Below are 25,975 nucleotides of genomic sequence, written 5' to 3' on the forward strand. Positions count from 1 at the left end.
GATGTCTCAGGAACCCCTTGTTCGTGACGCTGAAGTGGCCGCATTCCGCGCCGCTGTCCTTGCCAAACTCACTTATGCAGTGGGCAAGGACCCTGACCATGCATTCGAGCATGACTGGTTCGAAGCCGTAGCCCTGGCCGCCCGCGACCATATGGTCGAACACTGGATGGACCATACCCGGCAGATCTATCGCGAGGTCAAGAAGCGTGTCTATTACCTGTCGCTCGAATTCCTGATCGGCCGCCTGCTGTATGACAGCCTGAGCAACCTGGGGCTGCTGGAAATCGCCCGCGAGGCGTTGACCGAACTGGGCGTCGACATCGAGCGCATTCGCCTGCTCGAACCCGACGCCGCACTGGGCAACGGCGGCCTGGGCCGCCTGGCCGCCTGCTTCATGGAAAGCATGTCGACCCTGGGGATTGCCGGCCACGGCTACGGCATCCGCTACGAACACGGCCTGTTCCGTCAGGCGGTGGTCGATGGCTGGCAGCAGGAGCAGACCGAGAACTGGCTGGACTTCGGCAACCCGTGGGAATTCGAACGCCCCGAAGTGGTGTACCCGATCGGCTTTGGCGGCTACGTCGAGACCGTGCAGAACGACGCCGGCGAGACCAGCCAGATCTGGCGGCCGGGCGAAACGGTACGGGCCATTGCCTACGACACCCCTGTCGTTGGCTGGCGCGGGGCCAGCGTCAACACCCTGCGCCTGTGGCGTGCCCGGGCCGTAGGCGACCTGCACCTGGAGCGCTTCAACGCCGGTGACCACTTCGGGGCCGTCGCCGAGGTGGTGCGCGCCGAGAGTATCTCGCGCGTCCTGTACCCCAACGATGCCACGGAAGCCGGCCAGGAACTGCGCCTGCGCCAGGAGTACTTCTTCGTTTCGGCCTCGCTGCAGGACCTGCTGCGCCGGCACCTGAACATGCATGCCACGCTGACCGACCTGGCCGAGCACGCGGCCATCCAGATGAACGACACGCACCCCTCGATCGCCGTGGCCGAGCTGATGCGCCTGCTGATCGACACCCACGGCATTGCCTGGGACCAAGCCTGGAAGATCACTGTCGCCACCCTGGCCTACACCAACCACACCCTGCTGCCCGAGGCGCTGGAAACCTGGTCGGTGGGCCTGATGGAGCGCATGCTGCCGCGCCACATGCAGATCATCTACCTGATCAACGCCCAGCACATCGATACCCTGCGCGCCAAGGGCATCCACGACTTCGACGTGCTGCGCGCCGTGTCGCTGATCGAGGAAGACAACGGCCGCCGCGTGCGCATGGGCAACCTGGCGTTCCTGGGCTCGCACAGCGTCAATGGCGTGTCGGCCCTGCACACCCAGCTGATGCGCAAGACCGTGTTCGCCGACCTGCACAAGCTGTACCCGGAGCGAATCAACAACAAGACCAACGGCATCACCTTCCGCCGCTGGCTGTTCCAGTCCAACCCCAAGCTGACCAAGATGCTGGTCGAGAGCCTGGGCGAGGACATTCTGGACAATCACGAAACCCGCCTGATCGAGCTGGAACCGTTCGCCGAAAAGAGCTCGTTCCGCAAGCAGTTCGCCGACCAGCGCCTGCACAGCAAGCGGGCCCTGGCCGCGATCATCCATGAGCGGCTGGGCATTACCGTCAACCCGGCGGCAATGTTCGATGTGCAGGTCAAGCGCATCCACGAGTACAAGCGCCAGTTGCTCAACCTGTTCCACACCGTGGCGCTGTACCAGGCCATTCGGGCCGAGCCGGGCACCGACTGGGTGCCACGGGTGAAGATCTTTGCCGGCAAGGCCGCCGCCAGCTATCACTCGGCCAAGCTGATCATCAAGCTCACCAACGACATCGCCCGCACGGTCAACAACGACCCGACCGTGCGCGGCCTGCTCAAGGTGGTGTTCCTGCCCAACTACAATGTCAGCCTGGCCGAAAGCATCATCCCGGCAGCCGACCTGTCCGAGCAGATTTCCACCGCAGGTCTTGAGGCCTCGGGCACCAGCAACATGAAGTTCGGCCTCAATGGCGCACTGACCATCGGCACGCTGGACGGCGCCAACGTCGAGATGAGCGAGCAGATCGGCCTGGAGCACATGTTCATCTTCGGCATGAGCGCCCAGCAGGTCGAGGCGCGCAAGCGCAGCGGCGACTTCAGCGCACATTCCGACGTGGCCGCTTCCGGGCGCCTGAACGATGTGCTGCAAGCCATTCGTGGCGGGGTGTTCTCGCCGGATGATCCGAACCGCTATGTCGGCCTGATCGACCAGTTGCTGGCTTATGACCGCTTCCTGGTATGCGCCGACTTCGACTCGTACTGGGCGGCCCAGGCACAGGTCGAGGACACCTGGCACGATTCCAAGAAATGGTGGCGCTCGGCGGTGCTCAACACCGCACGCATGGGCTGGTTCTCGTCCGACCGGACCATTCGCGAGTACGCCGGCGAGATCTGGAAAGCGCTGGACTAGAGGCGTTGACCGTGACGCCTTGATCAAGGCGTCACCCACTGATGAATTCACCCCTTGTAGGAGCGCGCTTGCCCGCGACCGAGTGCGTAGCGCTCGCAAAATCTGCGAAACGCTACAAATTTACGATCTGAAGTCTGCGAAACGCTGCAAATTTACGACTGCTAACGCAGCCGGTCGCGGTGGTCCGGCATTCCGGCAAGCGCGCTCCTACGCTGCGCGACAGCGTGCCGCCTTGGCGCTCCGTCTTGGCGTTGTGTCAGTAACCCAGGGTGGGTTCTCATAAAGACAACGCCTGTCGCAAGTGGCAAACCGCCATAAATTCTCTGGCCAGCCCGTGTGACGATCCCTTCGTCATGCGGTCAGACTCGCCGGTATACTCCAAATCTCTCTTGCCTCCCTGACCGAAAAGGATGTCGTCACGTGCCTTGGCTGATGCTGGTACCCGCACTCCTGTTGCTTGGCTATGCCGTGATCGGCTACGACTTCACGCTGATCATGGCGTTTCTGGTCGTCTGGCTGGCCTGGCAAGCCGGACGCCTCACCGCCCTGAGCAAGAAGGCGGATAAGCAGGCCATCCAGTTGAGTGCCGCGCAGGAGGCCCTTGACGCCCTGCAAAAGCGCCTGGCGCAGCTGGAGTCAACGCGGCGCAGCACGGCAGAAGCAACGACCGCACCAGCGTCGGAGCCGGCCAAGGCACCGGCAAAAGTCACTTTCTACCAGCCGCCGACCGAGCCTGAGCTGACCTGGAGCCTGCCGGCCGCATCGACACCGACGACCCCCGTACCGCCAACCGCGCCCCCGAAACCCTCGGTCAAAGAAGCGCCCACCGTTGCGCAGACCCCGACACCGCCCCCCGCCCCCTCGCAGCCCAATCCGGTCGACCAGACCATCGAGGCGGCGCGCAACTGGTTGCTGGGCGGCAACACCGTATTGCGGGTCGGCCTGGTGCTGCTGTTTCTGGGCCTGGCCTTTTTGCTGCGCTATGCCACCGAAGGCATGGTGGTGCCGCTCGAAGTCCGCTATGCCGGCGTCGCCGCAGTGGCCATGGCCCTGGTCGGCCTGGGCTGGTGGCTGCGCGGGCGCAACCCGGGCTTTGCCCTGATGGTGCAGGGCGCCGGCATCGGCACGCTGTACCTGACCGTATTCGCGGCGATGAAGCTGCACCCGCTGCTCGATCCGACCCTGGGCTTTGGCCTGCTGGTCGTCATCATGGCGTGCTCGGCCGTGCTGGCAATCAACCAGAACTCGCTGGCGTTGGCCTGTGCCGCCACCCTGGGCGGTTTCGCCGCGCCGATCCTGGCTTCGACCGGGCAAGGCAGCCATGTGGCGCTGTTCAGTTATTTCACCCTGCTCAATGTCGGCATTTTCGCCATCGCCTGGTTCAAGGCCTGGCGCCTGCTGAACCTGATCGGCTTTGTCGGCACCTTCGGCATCGGCTTTGCCTGGGGCGTCAAGAGCTATACCCCTGCCCTGTTCTGGAGCACCGAGCCCTTTCTGGTGCTGTTTTTCCTCATGTACCTGGCCATCGGCCTGTTGTTTGCCCGGCGCAAGTTGCAGGAAGCAGCCACGGGCCCGGCCGATGACAGCCATGCGGCCCTGCTGCGCTGGACCGCCAGGCAAGGCGATTACGTCGATGGCAGCCTGCTGTTCGGCACGCCACTGGTAGGCTTTGGCCTGCAATACGCCATTGTCGAACACCTGGAATTCGGTCCGGCCTTCAGTGCGCTGGTGCTGGGGCTTGTCTACATGGGCATCGCCCGCCTGCTGGTCAGCCGGGTCAGCGAGCGTGCCACGCTGCTGGTCGAGGCCTGCCTGTCGCTGGGCGTGGTGTTCGCTTCGCTGGCCATTCCGCTGGGCCTGGACGCGCGCTGGACCACCTGCGCCTGGGCCATCGAAGGGGCGGCGATCTTCTGGCTCGGCCTGCGTCAGCAACGCTTGCTGGCCCGCGGCTTTGGTCTGTTGCTGCAACTGGCGGCGGGCGTGGTATGCCTGGACATGTTGAACGACAGCTATTCGCCCTGGCAGGTCAACGGCGACTTCTGGACGCCGATGATCCTGTCCCTGTCCGCCCTGGTCAGCGCCCTGTGCTGCCATCGCATGCCGACCGCGCTGCGCAGCAACGATCAATGGCTGGGTAACCTGCTGGTGGCGGTGGGTGGTTTCTGGTGGGCCGTGTCGATGAGCCTGGCGGTGCTGCGCTTTGCCACGCAGGACTGGGAGCTGACCTGGCTGCTGCTGAGCGCCGCTGCCAGCGTCGCGCTCTGGACGGTCCTGGCCTTGCGCCTGCGCTGGCCGGGGCTGGCCCTGCTGTGCTGCATGCTGATGCCGGTCAGCGCCCTGTTGCTGCTTGGCGCGCTGGACACCGACTACCACCCGTTCGCCCTGGGCGGCTGGCTGGCCTGGCTGCTGGTGGCCGGCGTGCACCTGCTAAGCCTGCGCCGCCTGGCGCCGTTGCTGCCGGCCCACCTTCTGGAAGGCGCGCATGCACTGGGCGGCTGGGTGCTGCTGGGGGTGGTGGCGGCGGAGCTGCGTTTTGTCCTGCTGCAACTGGCCGAACAGCGCAACGCGTGGCGCTGGCTGGGCTGGGCGCTGCTGCCAAGCCTGTACCTGTGGGCCATGGCCTCACAGCGCCCATGGCCATGGCCGGTGGCGGCACACCCGCGCGCCTATCGGATCTGGGTGGCCGCACCGCTGGCGGCGCTGATGCTGGCCTGGTTCTGGCTGGCCAACACCTTGAGCGACGGCAGCGCCGACCCTTTGCCCTACATCGCATTGCTCAACCCGCTGGAACTGGGCCTGCTGCTGGCCCTGGGGGGCGTGCTGCTGTGGCTGCAACGCTACCTGCCGCAACTGGGCGTCAACCCGGTGCAGGCCCGCCAGGCCGTGTGGCTGGTGGGCGGCGCCTCGCTGTTCGCGCTGCTGACCGCCATGGTCATGCGCAGCGTGCATCACTGGAGCGGCGTGCCATGGGACACCGAGGCCCTGCTGGGCTCGATGACGGTCCAGGCCAGCCTGTCGATCACCTGGAGCCTGATGGCCCTGGCGCTGATGATCGGCGGCCATCTCAAGGTCCGGCGCGAAGTCTGGCTGGCGGGCGCCGTGCTGATTGGCGTAGTGGTGGTCAAGTTGTTTTTTGTCGAACTGAGCGACCGCGGTTCGATGGCGCGCATTGTTTCGTTTATAGGTGTTGGCATATTGCTACTTGTAGTGGGATATTTCGCACCACTACCACCGAAACCTTCTGTCATACCTATCGGCGAAGCGCCCGGCCCGACCCAACCGTGAGGAATCGTTCTTGAGTCATCCGCTGATCATGAAAATCGCTGTACTGGGCCTGGCCTTGTGCAGCGCGACGATCACCCATGCCCAGGACAAGCCGGCCGATTTCGCCAGCCAGACACCGCTGACCCTCAGCGGCGAAGGCCCGTGGTTCCGACTCGAACTGCCCCTGGCGGTGCAGTTGAACGCCCGCCAGCCAGACCTGGCCGACCTGCGGGTGTTCAATGCCCAGGGCCAGGCCATGGCCTATGCCTTTGCCCGCGAACCGGCCGTGGCCGAGGATGAGCCCGAGCCGATCCCGGTCAAGTGGTTCCCGCTGTACAGCGCCTCGGACAGTGATGAAAGCGCCCCGGGTATCCGTATCCAGCGCTCCAGCAACGGCACGGTGATCGAGGTACAACCGCAAGTGGCCATCGAGGCCGGCGAAGAAGTGCTGCGCGGCTGGCTGCTCGACACCAGCGCGGTCAAGGCACCGCTGGAGCAACTGCTGATCGACTGGAGCACCGAGCGCGAGGGTTTTCAGCAGTTCAGCATCGAGGCCAGCGACGATCTGCAGAGCTGGCAGTCCTGGGGTGAAGGGCATGTCGCACGTCTGTCGTTCGCCGACGAGGTGGTCGAGCAGCGCGAAATCGGCCTGCCCGGCCTGAATGCCCGCTACCTGCGCCTGCTGTGGCACTCGCCGCAAGGCGCGCCGACCCTCACTGCGGCCCATGTATTCAGCGCCCGCCCCGACAGCCCGGCACTGCCGCTGACCTGGTCGGGCCAGGTCGGCGGCACGGTCGACAAGCCGGGCGAGTATGTCTGGCAGTTACCGGTCAGCCTGCCCTTGCAGCGGGTGGTCATTGACATGACCGAGCCCAACACCCTGGCACCCGGCACCCTGTATGGTCGCGCCGATGCCACCCAGCCGTGGCAGGTCATCGGCAGCAGCCTGCTGTATCGCTTGCCGCAGAATGGCGAAGAAGTGATCCAGGACCAGATCCAGCTGGGCGGCCAGGTCGTGCGGCAGTTGAAGCTGGAAATCGACGAGCGTGGCGGCGGCCTGGGAGAGCAGGCGCCCAAACTGCGCTTTGCCGTGCAGGCCACCCAGGTGGTGTTTCTGGCGCGTGACAAAGGGCCTTTCGTCCTGGCGGTGGGCAATGCCCAGGCCCGGGCCGCCAACCTGCCGCTGGGCACGCTGATTCCCGACCTCAATGCCCAGACCCTGGCCACCTTGAGCAAGGCCCAGCCGATGGCGCCGCCAACGGCGAACCTGGCCACGCCGGTGCCGATCGCCGAAGCGCCCTTCGACTACAAGCGCCTGGGCCTGTGGGCGGTGCTGGTGCTGGGCGCCGCACTGCTGGCCTGGATGGCCTGGAGCACCCTGCGCGCCTCGCGTCCCAAACCCTGATAGATGGCGCCATGACCTGGCGCTTTTGCAGCTACGCTGTGCCGGTATCTGAACTCAAACAGACCCGGTCCGGTCTGACAGGCAGTATTCAGGTTCGACTCGCGCTAAACTGCGCGGGTTTATCCTTCCCCCTTTTCGGAGCTATCCATGTCCCGCGTTACCCTGAGTCGCTATTTGATTGAGCAGACCCGCAGCAACAACACCCCTGCCGATCTGCGTTTCCTGATCGAAGTGGTGGCGCGTGCATGCAAGGAGATCAGCCACGCGGTATCCAAAGGCGCCCTGGGCGGCGTGCTGGGTAGCGAAGGCACCGAAAACGTGCAAGGCGAAGTGCAGAAGAAACTCGACGTGATTTCCAACGAAATCCTGCTCGAAGCCAACGAATGGGGCGGTCACCTGGCCGGCATGGCGTCCGAAGAAATGGACAATGCCTACCAGATCCCGGGCAAATACCCTAAAGGTGCCTACCTGCTGGTATTCGACCCACTGGACGGTTCGTCGAACATCGACGTCAACGTCTCGGTCGGCACCATCTTCTCGGTCCTGCGTTGCCCCAACGAGTACCTGAGCCAGAACGAAAGCCTCAACGAAAACGCCTTCCTGCAGCCAGGCACCCAGCAGGTCGCCGCCGGCTACGCCATCTATGGCCCGCAGACCATGCTGATCCTGACCTTGGGCGACGGCGTCAAGGGCTTTACCCTGGACCGTGAGATGGGCAGTTTCGTGCTGACCCACGAAAACATCAGCATTCCGGAGACCACCCAGGAATTCGCCATCAACATGTCCAACCAGCGTCACTGGGAAGCCCCGGTACAACGCTACGTGGGCGAGCTGCTGGCGGGTGAAGAAGGCCCGCTGAAAAAGAACTACAACATGCGCTGGATCGCCTCGATGGTGGCCGACGTGCACCGCATCCTGACCCGTGGCGGCCTGTTCATGTACCCGCGCGACGCCCGCGAGCCATCCAAGCCGGGCAAACTGCGCCTGATGTACGAGGCCAACCCGATGTCCTTCCTGGTCGAGCAGGCCGGCGGTGCGTCGACCAACGGTCGCGAGCGCATCCTGGACCTCAAGCCCCAGGGCCTGCACGAGCGCGTCGCGGTCTTCCTGGGCTCCAGGCAGGAAGTCGAGCGCGTCACCGGCTACCACAAGGAGTAAGCCATGGGCGCGCCCTGGCGTGACCTGCTCGACTGGTGGTTCGGCCCTGCCGACTCGCCGACCGAGGCGGTGGCGACCCGGAACGCGCTGTGGTTCGGCAAGCGCAAGGCCAATGACACCGAAGCCCGCGAGCGTTTCGGTGATCAGGTGCAACAGGCGCTGGCCGGCGGCCTGCAAGACTGGGCGACTCATCCTGAAGGCTGGCTGTCGCTGATCGTGTTGCTCGACCAGTTGCCGCGCATGATCCATCGCGACAGTGCCCAGGCCTATGCGGGCGATGCCCGCGCCCAGGCGCTGCTGCGCGAGGGGCTGCATGCCGGCCACCACCTGCAACTGCCTCCCCTGCAATGCACATTCGTCTACCTGGTACTGGAGCACAGCGAAAACCTGGACGACCAGAACCAGGCCGTGGCCTGTTTTACCGGGCTTGTGCAACAACTGCCCGAGCACGAGCGTGGGTACTTCAGGCGTAGCCTGGACTATGCCGAACGCCACCAGCGCATCATTGCCCGCTTCGGGCGCTTCCCGCACCGCAATGCCCTGCTGGGCCGCGCGTCTACGCCTGAGGAAGTCGAGTTCCTCAAGACGCCGGGCTCAGGCTTCTGATCCGGCCCGATAAATCCTTTTCCGGCCCGGGAACCAGATCGACTTTTTCGCCTCCAAGCTCTCGGCACAGCGTCCGCCTGCGTGCCTCCCTTTCAGGAGCTTGACCTCATGTATCTGCGTTACGTAGCGTTGCTGGCATCGCTTGTGCTGTTGAGCGCGTGCAACAAGATCAATCAGGAAAACTATTCGAAACTCTCGGCCGGCATGCCCAAGGCGCAAGTCGATGCAATGCTCGGCAGCCCGACCGAATGCTCTGGCGCACTGGGCATTTCCAGTTGCACATGGGGCAATGAACAAACCTTCATCAGCGTGCAGTACGCCGGTGACAAGGTGGTGATGTTCTCCGGGCAGGGCCTTAAATAAGCATGGCGATACCGTTGCTGCGCTTTGCCCTGGCCGTGCTGGCCGGCTTTCTGGTCATCGGCTTCGCTTATTCGGCCGAGAATCTCGATCCCAAGACCGCCGGCGACGTCGATCTGGCGCGCTACCAGGGCACATGGTACGAGCTGGCGCGCCTGCCGCTGTATTTCCAGCGCGACTGCGCCCAGTCAGAGGCCCACTATGCACTCAAGGACGATGGCACTGTCGCGGTGACCAATCGCTGCCGCACCCTCGATGGCGAGTGGCAAGAGGCCAAGGGCACAGCCACCGCGCAAGTGCCGGGCAAGACCGACAAGCTGTGGGTGGTGTTCGACAACTGGTTCTCACGCCTGCTGCCCTGGGTCGCCAAGGGCGACTACTGGGTGCTTTATGTGGACGAGCACTACAAGACGGCAGTGGTCGGCAATCCGAACCGCAAGTACCTGTGGCTGCTGGCACGCACCCCGACCGTGCCGGAGTGGCTCAAGCAGGAAATGCTCGCCAACGCCCGCCAGCAGGGCTACGACACCAGCCGCCTGATCTGGCGCGTGGCCGATTCGAAAATCACTGCCAGGCCAGCTGGCCAGTAGGGGCTTGGGTCGAACCCTGTAGCCAGTACCTGGTTCAGTCCTGTGGCAGCGACCAACGGTCGCGAAAGGGCCAGCCCAGCCACCCTCGCTCGTGCCTGACGCACGGCATTCGCGACCGTTGGTCGCTCCTACGGGCTTGTATCGACCCCTTATACAAGACCGGCACATTCAGGTTTTGCACCTGCGCCTTACAGCAGTGCCTTCAATACCCGCCCGAACGCTTCGGCGCTTTTGCGCTCTTGCTCGTGGTGCCCTTCGCGCACGACCCATTGACCATTGACCATCACATCGCGCACCTGACGGTCGGAGCCGGCAAACAGCCAGCGATTGAGAATGGCGTCCTGCGTGGCCGTGGCCAGGTACGGGTCTTCGCCGTCCAGCACCAGCCAGTCGGCGCGCTGCCCCACGGCCAGGCGGCCCACCGGCTGGCCCAGGGCCTGGGCGCCGCCGGCCAGGGCCGCGTCGTACAGCGTACGGCCGACCATCGGCTGGTCTTGCCGGTACAAGCGATTGCGGCGCTGGTCGCGCAGGCGCTGGCCATACTCCAGCCAGCGCAGCTCCTCGACCACGCTCAACGACACATGGCTGTCCGAGCCAATGCCCCAGCGTCCGCCCTGGGCCATATAGTCCACCGCCGGAAACAGGCCGTCGCCCAGGTTGGCTTCGGTGGTCAGGCACAGGCCGGCCACTGCCCCGCTCTGCGCCATCAATTGCACTTCATCAGGCTGGGCATGGGTGGCGTGCACCAGGCACCAGCGCTCATCCACGGGCGCGTGCTCGAACAGCCATTGCAAGGGCCGCCGGCCGCTCCAGGCCAGGCAGTCATCGACTTCCTTCTGCTGCTCGGCAATGTGGATATGCACCGGCGCCCGGCGATCACCGGCCACCAGCACTTCGTCGATCTGCCAGGGCGTGACCGCACGCAACGAGTGAAAACACAGACCCAGGCGCTGGGCCGGCTGCTGCGCCAGGGCCGTGTGCAAACGCGATTGCAGCTCAAGGTAGCTGTCGGTGCTGTGGATAAACCGCCGCTGGCCGGCGTTGGGTGCCTGGCCGCCAAAGCCTGAGTGGCTGTACAACACCGGCAACAGGGTCAGGCCGATGCCGGCACTGCGCGCTGCCCGGCTGATGCACAGGGCCAGCTCGGCCGGATCCGCATAGGGCCGTCCGTCCGTGTCGTGGTGCACGTAATGGAATTCGGCCACCGAGGTGTAGCCGGCCTTGAGCATCTCGATGTACAGCTGACGGGCAATGACTTCCAGTTGCTCGGGGCTGACCTGGCCGACCAGCCGGTACATCAGGTCGCGCCAGGTCCAGAAGCTGTCGTCCGGGCGCCCCGCCACTTCGGCCAGCCCCGCCATTGCGCGCTGGAACGCATGCGAGTGCAGGTTGGGCATGCCCGGCAGCACAGGACCTGCCAGGCGCTCGGCACCTTCGTGGGACGCACCGGCCTGCACCGACGCCAGCCGGCCCTGCGCATCGACCTCCAGCCGGACATCACAGGCCCAGCCTTCAGGCAGCAGCACACGCTCGGCAAAATAGGCAGCCATCGACTCAACTCCTCATCGGGGATCACTTGTATATACATATACAGGTGTTCGATCAGACGGTAAACTCCGGCGTACTTGCCGCGCTTCGGGTTAATGGTTAGCGTGGTGGCTGTTTCGATCCTCATACAAGGACTTCCACGTTGCCGACCCCGCCTGCCACCTCATCTCTGGCCGCCCATCTGGACGAGAGCCCGGCCCCGCTGTACGCCCGGGTCAAACAGATGATCGTCCAGCAGATCCAGCGCGGCACCTGGCCGCCGCACCACCGGGTGCCGTCCGAGAGCGAACTGGTTACCGAGCTGGGCTTCAGCCGCATGACCATCAACCGCGCCCTGCGCGAGCTGACCGCCGAGGGCCTGCTGGTGCGCATGCAGGGCGTGGGCACCTTCGTGGCCGAGCCCAAGACCCAGTCGGCCTTGTTCGAGGTCAACAACATCGCCGACGAGATCGCCGCCCGTGGTCACCGCCATAGCTGCCGGGTGGTCCTGCTGCAGGAAGAAACCGCCGGTGCCGACCGCGCCGTGGCGCTGGACATGCGTGAAGGCCAGAAGGTGTTCCATTCGCTGATCGTGCATTACGAGAACGACATCGCGGTGCAGATCGAAGACCGCTTCGTCAACGCGCAGGTCGCGCCTGACTACCTGCACCAGGACTTCACCCGCCAGACGCCTTATGCCTACCTGTCACAGGTTGCGCCATTGACCGAAGGCGAGCACGTGGTCGAGGCGATTCTGGCCAACCCTGAAGAATGCCGGCTGTTGCAGATCGACGCCGGCGAGCCGTGCCTGCTGATCCGCCGCCGCACCTGGTCCGGGCGCCAGCCGGTCACCGCCGCTCGGCTGATCCACCCCGGTTCCCGCCATCGCCTGGAAGGACGGTTCAGCAAATGACCCAGACCACCCTACTGCGTGCCACCGACTACCCGCGCATGCCCTGGAAAAACGGCGGTGGCAGCACCGAAGAAATCACTCGTGACGGCGGCGACGCACTGGACGGGTTCGGCTGGCGCGTGTCGATTGCCGACATCGAGGCCAGCGGCGGCTTTTCGGTGTTTGCCGGCTACCAGCGCATCATCACCGTGCTGCAAGGCGCCGGCATGACCCTGGACATCGACGGCCACACCAGCCGGGCGCTGCAGGTATCCGATCCGTTTGCCTTCAGCGGCGACAGCCAGGTTGCCTGCACCCTGCTCGACGGGCCGATCCGCGACTTCAACCTGATCTACCACCCGCGACGCTTCGCCGCCCGCCTGCACTGGCTGGATGTGCGCGCACCGCAGCGGGTGTTCAGCTCGGCCACCACCGTGCTGCTGTTCAGCGCGGCCCGGCAAATGGCCTGCAGCCTCGATGACGGCGCCTGGGACATCCTGGGCCTGCATGACTGCCTGCGCATCGACAACCCAGGACGCCTGCTGGCGCTTGAATTGCAGGCCCCCACCGCCAGCCGCTGCTGCCTGATCGAACTGACCGCCGTGTCGGTGAACCCGGCCTGAAAAATAATTTTCGATTCACTGCATCCAGATCGTCGCGCCGCGTGTAGTACCTCACAGCAGCTACCGAGTTGCTAAGCGCGGTTCAACTTCTGGAGATACCTGCATGAACGCAAAACGCTTGCTCTGCCTGGCTGGGACCACCCTGGCACTCACCTGCCTGACCCCTGCGGCCTTCGCCCAGGCCGACCTGCCCGAAAGCGTCCGGGTGCCGGCTGGCCACAAGCTCAGCATGGAAACCACCGGCGTGGGTGAAATCACCTACGAATGCAAGGCCAGTGCTGCTGGCAAGCTGGAATGGACCTTCGCCGGCCCCAAGGCCGTGCTCAATGACCGCAGCGGCAAGGCCGTCGGCAGCTACTACGGTCCACCCGCCACCTGGGAAAGCAAGGACGGCTCGAAGCTGACCGGCACCCAGGTCGCCGTGGCACCGTCGAGCGCCGGCAACCTGCCTTACCAACTGGTCAAGGCCAACCCGGCCGAAGGCAAGGGCGCCATGACGGGCGTCACCTATATCCAGCGCACCGCGCTCAAGGGCGGCGTCGCCCCGACCACCGCCTGTGGCGAGAGCAACAAGGGCGCCAAGGAAATGGTCAAGTACCAGGCTGACTACCTGTTCTGGTCGAGCAACTGATCATTCATACGCGATGATGGCGCGCTGCCGGTAGGCTATGCTCTGCCCGGCAGCCTCGTTCGAGGTCGCAGTAATCCACTGGATGGCGGATCGACTTGACCTCGTACGAAGCGCATTTTGACTATGAAGCCGCGCTGCACGCCTGCGCTCGCGGCGAGCGCCAGGCCCTGCAGCGTCTCTACCAGCAGGAAAGTCCTCGCTTGCTGGGCGTGGTGCTGCGCATCGTGCGTGACCGCGCACGGGCCGAAGACATCGTGCACGACGCCTTTATCAAGGTCTGGACCCAGGCCCACCGCTTTGACGCGCAACGCGGCTCGGCGCGCGGCTGGATCTTTACCCTGACCCGCCACCTGGCGCTCAACCAGGTGCGCAACGGGGCCCGCGAAGTGCAGGCCGAAGACGACGAACCTGCGGCCACCGCGACGCTGGAAGGCTGGCAGGACGCCGCCGATGCCTTTGACTGGCAAGTGAACCCCGGACGCCTGCAGCATTGCCTGGAACAGCTGGAACCGGTACGCCGCCACTGCGTCTGCCAGGCTTATGTCGACGGCTACACGCACCAGCAGATCGCACAACAATTGAGCGCGCCACTGGGCACGGTCAAAGCCTGGATCAAACGCAGCCTGACGGCCTTGCGGGAGTGCATGGGGTGAATACGACACCTGATCGCGAACTCGATGAACTGGCCGGCGAATACGTGCTGGGCACTTTGTCGGCCGCTGGGCGCGCCGAGGTCGAGCGACGCCTGCCGCTTGAGCCTGCGCTGCAAGCTGCCGTAGAGGCCTGGGAAGCGCGCCTGCTGCCGCTGGCCGACCTGGCCGAACCGGTGCAACCCTCCGATAACCTGTGGCCGCGTATCGAGCGCAGCCTGCCCGCTACCGTACGCCCGATTGCAGACGCCCGCCGCTGGCGCAACAGCCTGGGCCTGTGGCGCGGGCTGGCCGGGGCCGGGCTGGCCGCCTCGCTGGTACTGGGCAGCCTGCTGCTGATGCGTCCGGCCGTCCAGCCGCCGTCCTACCTGGTGGTACTGGTTGCACCGCAGGACAAGGCACCGGGCTGGGTCATCCAGACCAGCGACACCCGCCAGATCCAGCTGATTCCGCTGGGCACCACCGAGGTGCCGGGCGACAAGGCACTGGAGTTCTGGACCAAGGGCGACGATTGGCAAGGCCCGGTTTCGCTGGGCCTGGTCAAGCCTGGCCAGACCCTGCAAGTGCCGCTGGACAAACTGCCGCCGCTGCAACCCAACCAGCTGTTCGAGCTGACCCTGGAAAACGCCACCGGCTCGCCGATCGGCAAGCCCACCGGCCCGATCCAGTTCATTGGCCGGGCGGTGAAGGTTATCTGACGGGGCTCTATCGACAGGCCCGCGGCGCCTGTGCCGCCGCGTTCGCGACCGTTGGTCGCTCCTACGGGTTCTGTGGCACTTGCGAAAAGGACCAGTACCTCCAAGACAGCATCTGTGGGTGTGGATTTTTTTGCCTGAGACTACTTGTATGTACAAGTAGATACATGTTCAACTAGCGCTCATCACCCATGCGCCGCTGGCCCCGTCTGCACGGCAGGCTGGTTTGGATTGAACATCGAGGATTTTTTCGTGAGCACCGACAAACAAGACCTCAAGCAAGACTGGACCCGCCACCGCAACGTCGAAGTGCGTGCCGCCCGTGGCACGCAACTGACCGCCAAAAGCTGGCTGACCGAAGCCCCGCTGCGCATGCTGATGAACAACCTCGACCCGGAAGTGGCCGAAAACCCCAAGGAACTGGTGGTCTACGGTGGCATCGGCCGGGCCGCGCGCAACTGGGAGTGCTACGACAAAATCGTCGAAAGCCTGCAAAACCTCGAAGACGATGAAACCCTGCTGGTGCAGTCCGGCAAGCCGGTGGGCGTGTTCAAGACCCACAGCAACGCACCGCGCGTCCTGATCGCCAACTCCAACCTGGTGCCGCACTGGGCCAGTTGGGAGCACTTCAACGAGCTGGACGCCAAGGGCCTGGCCATGTACGGCCAGATGACCGCCGGCAGCTGGATCTACATCGGCAGCCAGGGCATCGTCCAGGGCACCTACGAAACCTTCGTCGAAGCCGGTCGCCAGCATTACAACAATGACCTCAAGGGTCGCTGGGTCCTGACCGCAGGCCTGGGCGGCATGGGCGGCGCGCAACCCCTGGCCGCCACCCTGGCCGGCGCCTGCTCGCTGAACATCGAATGCCAGCAGGTCAGCATCGATTTCCGCCTCAACAGCCGCTACGTCGACGAGCAGGCCACTGACCTGGACGACGCCCTGGCCCGTATCGCCCGCTACACCGCCGAAGGCAAGGCCATCTCCATCGCCCTGCTGGGCAACGCCGCTGAAATCCTGCCGGAACTGGTCCGTCGCGGCGTGCGCCCGGACATGGTCACCGACCAGACCAGCGCCCACGACCCGCTCAACGGCTACCTGCCGGCCGGCTGGAGCTGGGACGAGTATCGCGCACGGGCCAAGACCGAACCGGCCGAAGTGATCAAGGCGGCCAAGCAGTCGATGGCCGTGCACGTCAAGGCGATGCTGGCGTTCCAGAAGCAGGGCATCCCCACCTTCGACTACGGCAACAACATTCGCCAGATGGCCAAGGAAGTCGGCGTCCAGGACGCCTTCGACTTCCCCGGTTTCGTACCGGCCTATATCCGTCCGCTGTTCTGCCGCGGCATCGGCCCGTTCCGCTGGGCGGCGCTGTCCGGTGACCCGCAGGACATCTACAAGACCGACGCCAAGGTCAAGGAACTGATTCCCGACGACGCCCACCTGCACAACTGGCTCGACATGGCCCGCGAGCGCATCAGCTTCCAGGGCCTGCCGGCACGCATCTGCTGGGTCGGCCTGGGCCAGCGCGCCAGGCTGGGCCTGGCATTCAATGAAATGGTGCGCAGCGGCGAGCTGTCGGCCCCGGTCGTCATCGGCCGCGACCATCTGGACTCGGGCTCGGTGTCCAGCCCCAACCGCGAGACCGAAGCCATGCGCGACGGCTCCGACGCCGTCTCCGACTGGCCGCTGCTCAACGCCCTACTCAACACCGCCAGCGGCGCGACCTGGGTCTCGCTGCACCACGGCGGCGGCGTGGGCATGGGCTTTTCGCAGCACTCGGGCATGGTCATCGTCTGCGACGGCACCGACGAAGCCGCTGCACGCATCGCCCGCGTACTGCATAACGACCCGGCCACCGGCGTCATGCGCCATGCCGATGCCGGCTACCAGATTGCCATTGATTGCGCCAAAGAGCAGGGTCTGAACCTGCCGATGATCGACGCCCAACGCCCTGCACACGCTTGATAACGGAGCGACACACGTGAACGACTTCAACCTGATTCCCGGCCAACTCTCGCTGGTGCACCTGCGCAATATCCTGCGCGAGCCGGTGCGGCTGGCCCTGGACAGCAGCGCCGACCAGCCGATCGAGCAAAGCGTGGCCTGCGTCGAGAAGATCCTGGCCGAGAACCGCACCGCCTACGGCATCAACACCGGTTTCGGCCTGCTGGCCTCGACCCGCATTGCCAGTGAAGACCTGGAAAACCTGCAGCGTTCGCTGGTGCTGTCGCATGCCGCCGGCGTCGGCCAGCCGCTGGACGACGCGCTGGTGCGCCTGATCATGGTGCTCAAGGTCAACAGCCTGGCGCGCGGCTTTTCCGGCATTCGCCGGGGGGTGATCGATGCGCTGATTGCGCTGATCAACGCCGAGGTCTACCCGCACATTCCGCTCAAGGGTTCAGTCGGTGCCTCCGGCGACCTCGCACCGCTGGCGCACATGTCACTGGTGCTGCTGGGCGAAGGCAAGGCGCGGCACAAGGGCCAGTGGCTCGAAGCCCGCGAAGCCCTGGCCGTGGCCGGCCTGCAACCGCTGACCCTGGCGGCCAAGGAAGGCCTGGCGCTGCTCAACGGCACCCAGGTGTCGACCGCCTATGCCTTGCGTGGGCTGTTCGAAGCCGAGGACCTGTTCGCCGGCGCCATGGTCTGCGGCGCGCTGACGGTCGAGGCGGTGCTGGGCTCGCGCTCGCCATTCGATGCGCGCATCCACGCCGCTCGCGGCCAGCGCGGGCAAATCGACGTAGCCGCCGGCTACCGGGCCCTGCTGGGCGCCAGCAGTGAAGTGTCCGAGTCGCACCGCAACTGCGACAAGGTCCAGGACCCGTACTCGCTGCGCTGCCAGCCGCAGGTCATGGGCGCCTGCCTGACGCAGATGCGCCAGGCTGCCGAAGTGCTGCAGGTCGAGGCCAACGCGGTGTCCGACAACCCGCTGGTGTTCGCGGCCGAAAACGAAGTGATCTCCGGCGGCAACTTCCATGCGGAGCCGGTGGCCATGGCCGCCGACAACCTGGCCCTGGCGATTGCCGAGATCGGCTCGCTGAGCGAGCGGCGCATTTCGCTGATGATGGACAAGCACATGTCGCAGTTGCCGCCGTTCCTGGTGGCCAACGGCGGGGTCAACTCCGGCTTCATGATCGCCCAGGTCACCGCCGCCGCGCTGGCCAGCGAAAACAAGGCGCTGGCGCACCCGCACAGCGTCGACAGCCTGCCGACCTCGGCCAACCAGGAAGACCACGTGTCGATGGCGCCGGCAGCCGGCAAGCGGCTGTGGGAAATGGCAGAAAACGTTCGTGGCGTTCTTGCCGTAGAATGGCTGGCTGCCTGCCAGGGCCTGGACTTGCGCAACGGGTTGAAAACCTCGCCTGTGCTGGAGCAAGCCCGCGCCACCCTGCGCAGCAAGGTGCCGTCCTATGAGAAGGACCGCTTTTTCGCACCGGACATCGAAGCTGCAATCGCGCTGTTGTCCTCGACATGCCTGAACCCGCTGGTTCCTGCCCATCTGTTGCCGAGCCTGTAACGCCTTTCACGCGTCTGACAGTGCCCGTCATGGTCGATGGCTGCAGGGAGGTGTTCTTGCAGCCATTTGCCATACCCGTAATGAATGGACCTGAAATGACGTCACAAGATGGTTTGAAACGCGGGCTGTCCGCCCGTCACATCCGCTTCATGGCCTTGGGCTCGGCCATCGGCACGGGGCTGTTCTACGGCTCGGCCGCCGCCATCCAGCAGGCCGGCCCCGCCGTGCTGCTGGCCTACCTGATCGGTGGGGCGGCGGTGTTCATGGTCATGCGCGCCCTGGGCGAGATGGCCGTGCACGACCCGGTGTCCGGCTCGTTCAGCCATTACGCCACCCGTTACCTGGGGCCGTTGTCGGGCTTTGTGCTGGGCTGGACCTACGCCTTCGAGATGATCATCGTCTGCCTGGCCGACATCACCGCCTTCGGCATGTACATGGGCTTCTGGTTTCCCGAGGTGCCGCGCTGGATCTGGGTGCTGAGCATCGTGTTCTTCATCGCCGCGCTGAACCTGTGCAACGTCAAGGTCTTTGGCGAGGCCGAATTCTGGCTGTCACTGCTCAAGGTCAGCGCGATCGTCGCGATGATCCTCGGCGGTGCCGGGATCATGCTGTTCGGCCTGGGCAGCGTCAGCAGCGACACGCCGATCGGCATCAGCAACCTGTGGGCGCATGGCGGCTTCATGCCCAACGGCATCGGCGGGCTGATCGCGTCGCTGGCCGTGGTGATGTTCGCCTTCGGCGGCATCGAAATCATCGGCATCACCGCCGGTGAAGCCAAGGACCCCAAGCGCAGCCTGCCGCAGGCGATCAACGCCGTGCCGCTGCGCATCCTGCTGTTCTATGTGCTGACCCTGTTCGTGGTGATGTGCCTGTTCCCCTGGACGCAGATCGGTACGCAGGGCAGCCCGTTCGTGCAGATTTTCAGCAACCTGGGCCTGTCGCAGGCGGCGACCATTCTCAATATCGTGGTGATCTCGGCGGCCGTGTCGGCCATCAACAGCGACGTCTTCGGTGCCGGACGCATCATGTACGGCATGGCAAAAGACGGCCAGGCGCCGGCCGGCTTCGCCGCACTGTCGAAACAGGGCGTGCCGTGGATGACCGCCGTGGTCATGGGCCTGACCCTGCTGGTGGGCGTGGTGCTCAACTACGCGATCCCGGACAACCTGTTCCTGCTGATCGCCTCGGTGGCGACCTTCGCCACGGTCTGGGTCTGGCTGATGATCCTGCTCACGCAAGTGGCCATGCGCCGCTCGATGAGTGCTGAAGAGGTCAGCCAGCTGCAATTTCCGGTGCCGTTCTGGCCATGGGGCCCGGCGCTGGCTATCGTTTTCATGCTGTTCATTTTCGGTGTGCTGGGCTGGTTCCCGGCCAGCCGCACCGCCTTGCTGGTCGGCGCCGCCTGGGTGGTGCTGCTGGTGATTGCCTACTCCATCTGGGTCAGACCCAAGATCCCGAGCCCGCACAAATAACCTGGAGATCCAATGAAAACGCTCTGGCAGAACTGTCACATTACAACCATGGCACACGGCACCTACTCGATTATCGAAGATGCGGCCATCGTGACCTCTGGCGAGCGGATTCACTGGATCGGGCCGCAGGCGCAACTGGATCAGGCCGGCCTCGACAGCGTGGTCGACCTGGGTGGCGCCTGGGTCACGCCGGGGCTGATCGACTGCCACACCCATATAGTGTTCGGCGGCAACCGCAGCGGTGAATTCGAGCAACGCCTGCAAGGCGTCAGCTATGCCGAGATCGCCGCCGCCGGTGGCGGCATTGCCAGCACCGTGCGCGCCACCCGGGCCGCCAGCCTCGAGTCGCTGTATGCCAGCGCCGAGCGCCGTGTGCGGCATTTGCTCAAGGAGGGCGTGACCACGCTGGAAATGAAGTCCGGCTACGGCCTGGACCTTGAGTCCGAGCGCAAGCTGCTGCAGGTGATCCGCCGGCTGGGCAATACCCTGCCGGTCACGGTGCGCAGCACCTGCCTGGCCGCCCACGCCCTGCCGCCGGAATTCGCCGACCGCAGCGACGCCTACATCGACCATGTCTGCCAAGAAATGCTCCCGGCCCTGGCCGGTGAAGGCCTGGTCGATGCGGTCGATGCCTTCTGCGAATACCTGGCGTTTTCTCCGGCGCAGGTCGAGCGGGTGTTCATCACCGCGCAGCAACTGGGCCTGCCGGTCAAGTTGCATGCCGAGCAGTTGTCGTCACTGGGCGGTTCCAGCCTGGCGGCGCGCTACCATGCCTTGTCGGCCGACCACCTGGAATACATGACCGAGGACGACGCCATCGCCATGGCGGCGGCCGGCACGGTGGCGGTGCTGTTGCCGGGGGCCTACTACTTTCTGCGCGAAACGCAATTGCCGCCAATGGATGCCCTGCGCCGGCACGGCGTGCCCATCGCCATCGCCACCGACCTGAACCCCGGCACCTCGCCGGCGCTGTCGCTGCGCCTGATGCTGAACATGGCCTGCACGCTGTTTCGCATGACCCCTGAAGAAGCCCTGGCCGGCGTCACCCTCAACGCCGCCAAAGCGCTGGGGCTGGGCGCCAGCCATGGCTCGCTGGAGGTCGGCAAGGTCGCGGATTTCGTGGCCTGGGACATCGAGCGCCCCGCCGACCTGGCCTACTGGCTGGGCGGTGACCTGGACAAACGCATCATTCGCCACGGCGTCGAATCGTCGATCTGAAAGGAGAACAAGATTGTGGATAAGGTCCTGACATTCAGCCAAGGTCGCATTCCGCTGCTGATCAGCATGCCGCACGCGGGCCTGAAACTGACACCGGCCGTCGAAGCCGGACTGGTGGACGAAGCCTTGAGCCTGCCCGACACCGACTGGCACCTGCCGCGCCTGTATGCCTTTGCCCAGGATCTGGGGGCCAGCACCCTGGCGGCCGAGTATTCGCGCTTCGTGATCGACCTTAACCGGCCGTCCGACGACCAGCCGCTGTACGCCGGTGCCACCACCGGGCTGTTCCCTTCGATCCTGTTCGATGGCGTACCGCTGTTCAAGGACGGGCAGGCGCCGGATGCCGCCGAACGCGCACGCTACCTGGAGCAGGTGTGGATGCCGTACCACCAGACCCTGCACCAGGAACTGCAGCGCCTGCGCGATGAGTTTGGCTATGCGCTGCTGTTCGACGCCCATTCGATTCGCGGCCACGTACCGCACCTGTTCGACGGCCAGTTGCCGGACTTCAACCTCGGCACCTACGACAACGCCAGCTGCGACGCACAACTGGCCGTGCAACTGGAACAGGTCTGCGCCGAGGCGAAAAACTACACCCATGTGCTCAACGGCCGCTTCAAGGGCGGGCACATCACCCGGCACTACGGTGATCCGGCAAACAACATCCATGCCGTGCAGCTGGAACTGGCGCAGAGCAACTACATGGAAGAATTCGCGCCGTTCCACTACCGCCAGGACCTGGCCGAGCCGACGCAGGTGGTGATCAAGCAGTTGCTGGAAACCTTCATTGCCTGGGGCCAGCAACATTACGGCGTGCGCTGAAAGTTGCATGGCACCCCCCCCCGTAGGAGCGACCAACGGTCGCGAACCCTTGTCCAGGCCACGCGATCTTCAATAATTGATCGATCGCATCGCGACCGTTGGTCGCGCCTACAAATGGGGGGTGTCACTTCTTCAATAACCGCAGCCCGTTGAACACCACCAGCAGGCTGACACCCATGTCGGCGAACACGGCCATCCACAGGGTCGCCATGCCCGCAAAGGTCAGGCCCAGGAAGAACACCTTGGTCACCAGCGCCAGGGCGATGTTCTGGCGCAGCACCGCCGAGGTGCCGCGTGACAGGCGGATAAAGGCCGGGATCTTGCGCAAATCGTCGTCCATCAGGGCGACATCGGCGGTCTCGATGGCGGTGTCGGAGCCGGCGGCGGCCATGGCGAAGCCGATTTCCGAGCGGGCCAGCGCCGGGGCGTCGTTGATGCCATCGCCGACCATGCCCACCCGGTGCCCTTGCGCATACAACGCCTCGATGGCCTGCAGCTTGTCGGTTGGCAACAGGTTGCCCTGCGCCTGATCGATGCCCACCTGATCGGCAATCGCTCGCGCGGTGTGCGGGTTGTCGCCGGTGAGCATCACGGTCTTGATGCCCAGTGCATGCAACTCGGCGATGGCCTGGCGGCTGCTGTCCTTGACCGTGTCGGCCACGGCAAACAGCGCCAGCGGGCCGCTGTCATCGAGCAACAGCACCACGGTCTTGCCCTGGCTTTCCAGGGCCTCGAGCCGTGTTTCAAGCTCAACCGAACACAGGCCCAACGCTTCGACCAGCCGATGGTTGCCCAAGTGGTAGCGACGCCCGCCGATATCGCCGGCCACGCCACGCCCGCCCAGCGCTTCGAAGTTATCCACCGCCAGCACCCTCTGCTGCGGATCGGCGGCCTGGGCAATGGCCCGGGAAACCGGATGGTCGGAACGCGTCGCGAGGCTGACAGCGATGGCCTGGGCACTGACGGCGCCTTCCTGCAAGAGCACGACATCGGTCTGCACCGGCTTGCCGTGGGTCAAGGTGCCGGTCTTGTCCAGCGCGAGGTAATCGAGCTGGCGGCCCATTTCCAGGTACACGCCACCCTTGATCAGAATGCCCTTGCGCGCCGCCGCCGCCAGGCCGCTGACGATGCTGACCGGCGTGGAAATCACCAGTGCACACGGGCACGCCACCACCAACAGCACCAGCGCCCGGTAGATCCAGTCGAACCAGGCGCCGCCGAAGAACAGCGGTGCAATCACCGCCACGACCAGGGCGGTGATGAACACGGCGGGTGTGTAATAGCGTGAAAATTGATCAACGAAGCGCTGGGTTGGCGCGCGCGCGCCTTGCGCCTGCTCTACGGCATGAATGATCCGCGCCAGGGTCGACTGGCCGGCTGCAGCGCTGACCCGGTATTCAAAAGACCCGGCCTGGTTGATGGTCCCGGCAAACACCTTGTCGCCGATGCCCTTCTCCACCGGCAGGCTTTCGCCAGTGATCGGCGCCTGGTCAACGCTTGATTGCCCATTGATGACTTCACCGTCCAGCGCAATCCGCTCGCCAGGCCGTACGCGTACCACCGCCTCCAGTGCCACGGCCTTGACCGGCTGCTCCAGCCAGTTGCCGTCGGCCTGACGCACCGTGGCCACTTCAGGCGTCAGTTGCATCAGGCCGCTGATGGCGTTGCGTGCCCGGTCCAGCGAGCGCGCTTCGATCAACTCGGCCACGGTGAACAGGAACATCACCATCGCCGCTTCCGGCCACTGGCCGATCAGCACCGCGCCGGTCACGGCGATGCTCATCAGTGCATTGATATTGAGGTTGAAGTTCTTCAGGGCGATCCAGCCCTTTTTGTACGTGCCCAGGCCACAGCTAAGAATCGACACCAGCGCCAGCACCACCACCAGCCATTCGGGGCCGGCCGTGAAGTGCACCACTTCCGCGCCCAGCGCGGTCAGGCCGGAGAGGGTCAGCAGCTTCCAGGCACTTTTTTTCTCAGGTGCAGGTGCCGCCTCGTCACCCTCCTGAAGCGGCTGCGCCTGCATGCCCAGCGAGTCGATGGCCTCGACAATCGGCGCGGTGTCGGGCAGGTCATGCCAGACGCCCAGGCGCCGCTGCAACAGATTGAATTCCAGGCGCTGCACACCGGCCAGCTTGCCCAGGCGATTCTGGATCAGGGTCTGCTCGGTGGGGCAGTCCATCTGCTCGATACGAAACTCGCTCAGGCGCGCCTGGCTGTCATCACCGCCAAAGCTCACCACCGCCGGAGCGACTTGATCATGACTGCCACAGCAACCGTGGGCGTGCCCGGTCTTTGCGGTGTCGTGATTGTGATTGTGGTCGTGGTCGTGGTCGTGGTCGTGGTCGTGGTCGTGAGCATCCTGCGGGGGCGCAGGCCGGGTAGACGGGCTCATGGGCAGTCCTCCAGATCGAGATGTTGCCAAGTAAGCACCCTGTAGCCACTATAGGGTCAAGCACTCAAACGGGAGTTCGTTTCATGAAGATCGGTGAACTGGCCAGGCTGACCGACACCCAGGTCGAAACCGTGCGCTATTACGAGCGCGAAAAACTGCTGCCGGCGCCTTCGCGCAGCGACGGCAACTACCGGCTGTACACCCAGGCGCATGTCGAGCGCCTGACGTTCATCCGCAATTGCCGCAGCCTGGACATGACCCTGGAGGAAATCCGCCGCCTGTTGCACCTGCGCGACAGCCCGCAGGACCAGTGTGAAAGCGTCAACGCGCTGATCGACGAGCACATCGATCACGTCGACGCCCGGGTCGCCAGCCTGCAAGCCTTGCAAGGTCAGTTACGCGACCTGCGCCGGCGTTGCAGCGACAACGGCGCCGAACATTGCGCCATTCTTGAGCGCCTGGAGGTCACCGGCGCGGTGGCGGCCCCCGAAGGCGAACCCTCGCACGTGGGCCGCAGTCATGGGCACTGAGTGAACCCAGCGATGGGCGCGTGCTACATTGGCGCCCCGCCGCCTATGCTCCCCCGGACCGTTCATGCCGAAAAAACCTGCCCAGGCCGACTCGCCGCTGCCTGGCCATAAAACCGCCCCGCTGACCCTGATCGATGTGGCCAAGGTCGCCGGTGTCTCGCCGATCACGGTGTCACGGGCCTTGAGCCGGCCGGAGCTGGTGACCGAGCGCACCCGGCAAAAAGTCATGGAAGCGGTGCGCCAGACCGGTTATGTGTCGAACATGATGGCCGGCAGCCTGGCGAGCAACAAAAGCCGGCTGGTGGCAATCTTTGTGCCGACCATCGCCAACTCGATCTTTGCCGACACCGTGCAGGCGCTGACGGATCGCCTGACCGAAGCCGGTTACCAGACCCTGCTGGGCCTGACCGGCTACTCGCCCGAGCAGGAAGAAAAGCTGCTGGAAGCCATTCTCGGCCGTCGCCCGGACGGCATCGTGCTGACCGGCACCCTGCACACCGAAGCCAGCCGCCTGCGCCTGGCCCGGGCGGGCATCCCGGTGGTCGAGTCCTGGGACCTGAGCGACGACCCACTGGACATGCTGGTCGGCTTTTCCCACGAACAGGTCGGCCAGGCGGTGGCCCGTCACTTGCTGGCCAAGGAGTACCGACGCTTTTCGGTGATCACCCTCGCCGACCCGCGCGGCTTGCGGCGTTGCAACAGCCTGATCGGCGAGTTGGCCAATCACGGCGTCGATGAAGTACCGGTGCAAATCATGACGCCGCCGGCCACGCTCAAGACCGGCCGCGACGGGCTGTGCCAACTGCTCGACCAGGGCGCCACCCCCCAAGTGGTGGTGTGCAGTTCCGACACCATTGCCCAGGGCGTTCTGGCCGAAGCGGCCAGCCGCGGCCTGCGCGTGCCGCAAGACCTGGCGGTGATGGGCTTTGGCGACTTGAGCAGCGCCGCACAGGTGTACCCGGCGCTGTCCACCGTGCGCGTGGACGGCCGCCTGATCGGTGAGCACATCGCCAAAGCCTTGCTTGATCGCTTCAAACGTGCAGGCAACATCGGCGAACCAGTACGTATCGACAGCGGTTTCACCCTTATCGACCGTCAGACCACCTGAGCTTGATCTACCCGCGGCCGCTGACAGGCACTTGAATGATTGCGCAATCATAGTAAGCTC

General features: G+C 65.0%; 21 protein-coding genes. 19 read left to right on the plus strand and 2 right to left on the minus strand.

Annotation, left to right across the window (positions count from 1 at the left end; genetic code table 11):
* Window position 1 precedes the first annotated feature (1 nt).
* The 7 genes from DGA31_RS07560 to DGA31_RS07590 all read left to right on the plus strand — a co-directional run bounded on the left by DGA31_RS07560 (window position 2) and on the right by DGA31_RS07590 (window position 9,835).
* On the plus strand, window positions 2–2,452 hold the full coding sequence (locus DGA31_RS07560; RefSeq protein WP_056841295.1) for a glycogen/starch/alpha-glucan phosphorylase: 2,451 nt from the start codon (window positions 2–4) through the stop codon (window positions 2,450–2,452).
* Between the two features lie 420 nt (window positions 2,453–2,872).
* Entirely contained in the window at window positions 2,873–5,737 is a 2,865-nt protein-coding gene (locus DGA31_RS07565) for a DUF2339 domain-containing protein (protein WP_421957950.1), read from the plus strand.
* Window positions 5,738–5,765: 28 nt separating this feature from the next.
* Complete coding sequence (locus DGA31_RS07570; RefSeq protein ID WP_056841516.1) at window positions 5,766–7,121, plus strand: DUF3999 domain-containing protein; 1,356 nt, start codon at window positions 5,766–5,768, stop codon at window positions 7,119–7,121.
* 147 nt (window positions 7,122–7,268) lie between these two features.
* Complete coding sequence (locus DGA31_RS07575; RefSeq protein WP_056841293.1) at window positions 7,269–8,279, plus strand: class 1 fructose-bisphosphatase; 1,011 nt, start codon at window positions 7,269–7,271, stop codon at window positions 8,277–8,279.
* Window positions 8,280–8,282: 3 nt separating this feature from the next.
* Window positions 8,283–8,885, plus strand: a complete 603-nt coding sequence (locus DGA31_RS07580) for a DUF924 family protein (RefSeq protein ID WP_109512116.1) — start codon at window positions 8,283–8,285, stop codon at window positions 8,883–8,885.
* 108 nt (window positions 8,886–8,993) lie between these two features.
* On the plus strand, window positions 8,994–9,248 hold the full coding sequence (bamE, locus tag DGA31_RS07585; protein ID WP_056841291.1) for an outer membrane protein assembly factor BamE domain-containing protein: 255 nt from the start codon (window positions 8,994–8,996) through the stop codon (window positions 9,246–9,248).
* A 2-nt stretch (window positions 9,249–9,250) separates the two neighbouring features.
* Window positions 9,251–9,835 carry a lipocalin family protein gene (locus DGA31_RS07590; RefSeq protein WP_109512117.1) on the plus strand — a complete coding sequence of 195 codons (585 nt, stop codon included), beginning with the start codon at window positions 9,251–9,253 and terminating at the stop codon, window positions 9,833–9,835.
* 188 nt (window positions 9,836–10,023) lie between these two features.
* Here the strand turns inward: DGA31_RS07590 and DGA31_RS07595 are convergent, their stop codons facing one another.
* On the minus strand, window positions 10,024–11,385 hold the full coding sequence (locus DGA31_RS07595) for a formimidoylglutamate deiminase (RefSeq protein WP_109512118.1): 1,362 nt from the start codon (window positions 11,383–11,385) through the stop codon (window positions 10,024–10,026).
* 140 nt (window positions 11,386–11,525) lie between these two features.
* Here DGA31_RS07595 and hutC point away from each other — a divergent pair, with 140 nt between their 5' ends.
* The 10 genes from hutC to hutG all read left to right on the plus strand — a co-directional run bounded on the left by hutC (window position 11,526) and on the right by hutG (window position 21,882).
* Complete coding sequence (gene hutC, locus DGA31_RS07600) at window positions 11,526–12,275, plus strand: histidine utilization repressor (protein ID WP_056841288.1); 750 nt, start codon at window positions 11,526–11,528, stop codon at window positions 12,273–12,275.
* On the plus strand, window positions 12,272–12,877 hold the full coding sequence (locus tag DGA31_RS07605; RefSeq protein WP_109512119.1) for a HutD/Ves family protein: 606 nt from the start codon (window positions 12,272–12,274) through the stop codon (window positions 12,875–12,877). The genes hutC and DGA31_RS07605 overlap by 4 nt, the downstream gene beginning before the upstream one ends.
* A 103-nt stretch (window positions 12,878–12,980) precedes the next feature.
* A complete protein-coding gene (locus DGA31_RS07610; protein ID WP_056841286.1) occupies window positions 12,981–13,508 on the plus strand; it encodes a DUF3455 domain-containing protein in 528 nt (175 codons plus the stop codon).
* Between the two features lie 95 nt (window positions 13,509–13,603).
* Window positions 13,604–14,161, plus strand: coding sequence for a sigma-70 family RNA polymerase sigma factor (locus DGA31_RS07615; RefSeq protein ID WP_056841285.1), 558 nt, complete (start codon window positions 13,604–13,606; stop codon window positions 14,159–14,161).
* Window positions 14,158–14,856: an anti-sigma factor gene (locus tag DGA31_RS07620; RefSeq protein WP_109512120.1), complete on the plus strand. Its 699-nt coding sequence runs from the start codon at window positions 14,158–14,160 to the stop codon at window positions 14,854–14,856. Before DGA31_RS07615 ends, DGA31_RS07620 begins: the two co-directional genes overlap by 4 nt.
* A gap of 249 nt (window positions 14,857–15,105) precedes the next feature.
* Complete coding sequence (hutU, locus tag DGA31_RS07625) at window positions 15,106–16,821, plus strand: urocanate hydratase (protein ID WP_241509541.1); 1,716 nt, start codon at window positions 15,106–15,108, stop codon at window positions 16,819–16,821.
* 16 nt (window positions 16,822–16,837) lie between these two features.
* Window positions 16,838–18,370 (plus strand): histidine ammonia-lyase, encoded by a 1,533-nt coding sequence (gene hutH, locus DGA31_RS07630; protein WP_109512122.1) that lies wholly within the window; start codon window positions 16,838–16,840, stop codon window positions 18,368–18,370.
* Between the two features lie 95 nt (window positions 18,371–18,465).
* Window positions 18,466–19,842: an amino acid permease gene (locus DGA31_RS07635; RefSeq protein ID WP_056841278.1), complete on the plus strand. Its 1,377-nt coding sequence runs from the start codon at window positions 18,466–18,468 to the stop codon at window positions 19,840–19,842.
* Between the two features lie 12 nt (window positions 19,843–19,854).
* Window positions 19,855–21,060: an imidazolonepropionase gene (gene hutI / locus DGA31_RS07640; RefSeq protein WP_109512123.1), complete on the plus strand. Its 1,206-nt coding sequence runs from the start codon at window positions 19,855–19,857 to the stop codon at window positions 21,058–21,060.
* A 15-nt stretch (window positions 21,061–21,075) separates the two neighbouring features.
* Entirely contained in the window at window positions 21,076–21,882 is an 807-nt protein-coding gene (gene hutG / locus DGA31_RS07645) for an N-formylglutamate deformylase (protein ID WP_109512124.1), read from the plus strand.
* Window positions 21,883–22,006: 124 nt separating this feature from the next.
* Here hutG and DGA31_RS07650 read toward each other — a convergent pair whose 3' ends face one another.
* The gene (locus DGA31_RS07650) at window positions 22,007–24,277 is read right to left on the minus strand and encodes a heavy metal translocating P-type ATPase (protein ID WP_109512125.1); all 2,271 of its coding nucleotides are present in this window, start codon (window positions 24,275–24,277) and stop codon (window positions 22,007–22,009) included.
* Window positions 24,278–24,360: 83 nt separating this feature from the next.
* Between DGA31_RS07650 and cadR the strand changes: the two genes are divergently transcribed.
* A complete protein-coding gene (cadR, locus tag DGA31_RS07655; protein WP_109512126.1) occupies window positions 24,361–24,807 on the plus strand; it encodes a Cd(II)/Pb(II)-responsive transcriptional regulator in 447 nt (148 codons plus the stop codon).
* A gap of 64 nt (window positions 24,808–24,871) precedes the next feature.
* Window positions 24,872–25,915, plus strand: coding sequence for a LacI family DNA-binding transcriptional regulator (locus DGA31_RS07660; RefSeq protein ID WP_109512127.1), 1,044 nt, complete (start codon window positions 24,872–24,874; stop codon window positions 25,913–25,915).
* The last annotated feature ends 60 nt before the right edge of the window (window positions 25,916–25,975 follow it).

Origin of the sequence: Pseudomonas ovata, from assembly GCF_003131185.1 — a bacterium.
Classification (GTDB): Bacteria; Pseudomonadota; Gammaproteobacteria; order Pseudomonadales; family Pseudomonadaceae; genus Aquipseudomonas; species Aquipseudomonas ovata.

Bases quoted from the DNA above. Each gene is read 5' to 3' on its own strand.
- DGA31_RS07560 (WP_056841295.1), top strand. From the start codon at position 2: ATGTCTCAGGAACCCCTTGTTCGTGACGCTGAAGTGGCCGCATTCCGC.
- DGA31_RS07570 (WP_056841516.1), top strand. From the start codon at position 5,766: ATGAAAATCGCTGTACTGGGCCTGGCCTTGTGCAGCGCGACGATCACC.
- DGA31_RS07575 (WP_056841293.1), top strand. From the start codon at position 7,269: ATGTCCCGCGTTACCCTGAGTCGCTATTTGATTGAGCAGACCCGCAGC.
- DGA31_RS07580 (WP_109512116.1), top strand. From the start codon at position 8,283: ATGGGCGCGCCCTGGCGTGACCTGCTCGACTGGTGGTTCGGCCCTGCC.
- bamE (WP_056841291.1), top strand. From the start codon at position 8,994: ATGTATCTGCGTTACGTAGCGTTGCTGGCATCGCTTGTGCTGTTGAGC.
- DGA31_RS07590 (WP_109512117.1), top strand. From the start codon at position 9,251: ATGGCGATACCGTTGCTGCGCTTTGCCCTGGCCGTGCTGGCCGGCTTT.
- DGA31_RS07595 (WP_109512118.1), bottom strand. From the start codon at position 11,385: ATGGCTGCCTATTTTGCCGAGCGTGTGCTGCTGCCTGAAGGCTGGGCC.
- DGA31_RS07605 (WP_109512119.1), top strand. From the start codon at position 12,272: ATGACCCAGACCACCCTACTGCGTGCCACCGACTACCCGCGCATGCCC.
- DGA31_RS07610 (WP_056841286.1), top strand. From the start codon at position 12,981: ATGAACGCAAAACGCTTGCTCTGCCTGGCTGGGACCACCCTGGCACTC.
- DGA31_RS07635 (WP_056841278.1), top strand. From the start codon at position 18,466: ATGACGTCACAAGATGGTTTGAAACGCGGGCTGTCCGCCCGTCACATC.
- hutI (WP_109512123.1), top strand. From the start codon at position 19,855: ATGAAAACGCTCTGGCAGAACTGTCACATTACAACCATGGCACACGGC.
- DGA31_RS07650 (WP_109512125.1), bottom strand. From the start codon at position 24,277: ATGAGCCCGTCTACCCGGCCTGCGCCCCCGCAGGATGCTCACGACCAC.
- cadR (WP_109512126.1), top strand. From the start codon at position 24,361: ATGAAGATCGGTGAACTGGCCAGGCTGACCGACACCCAGGTCGAAACC.
- DGA31_RS07660 (WP_109512127.1), top strand. From the start codon at position 24,872: ATGCCGAAAAAACCTGCCCAGGCCGACTCGCCGCTGCCTGGCCATAAA.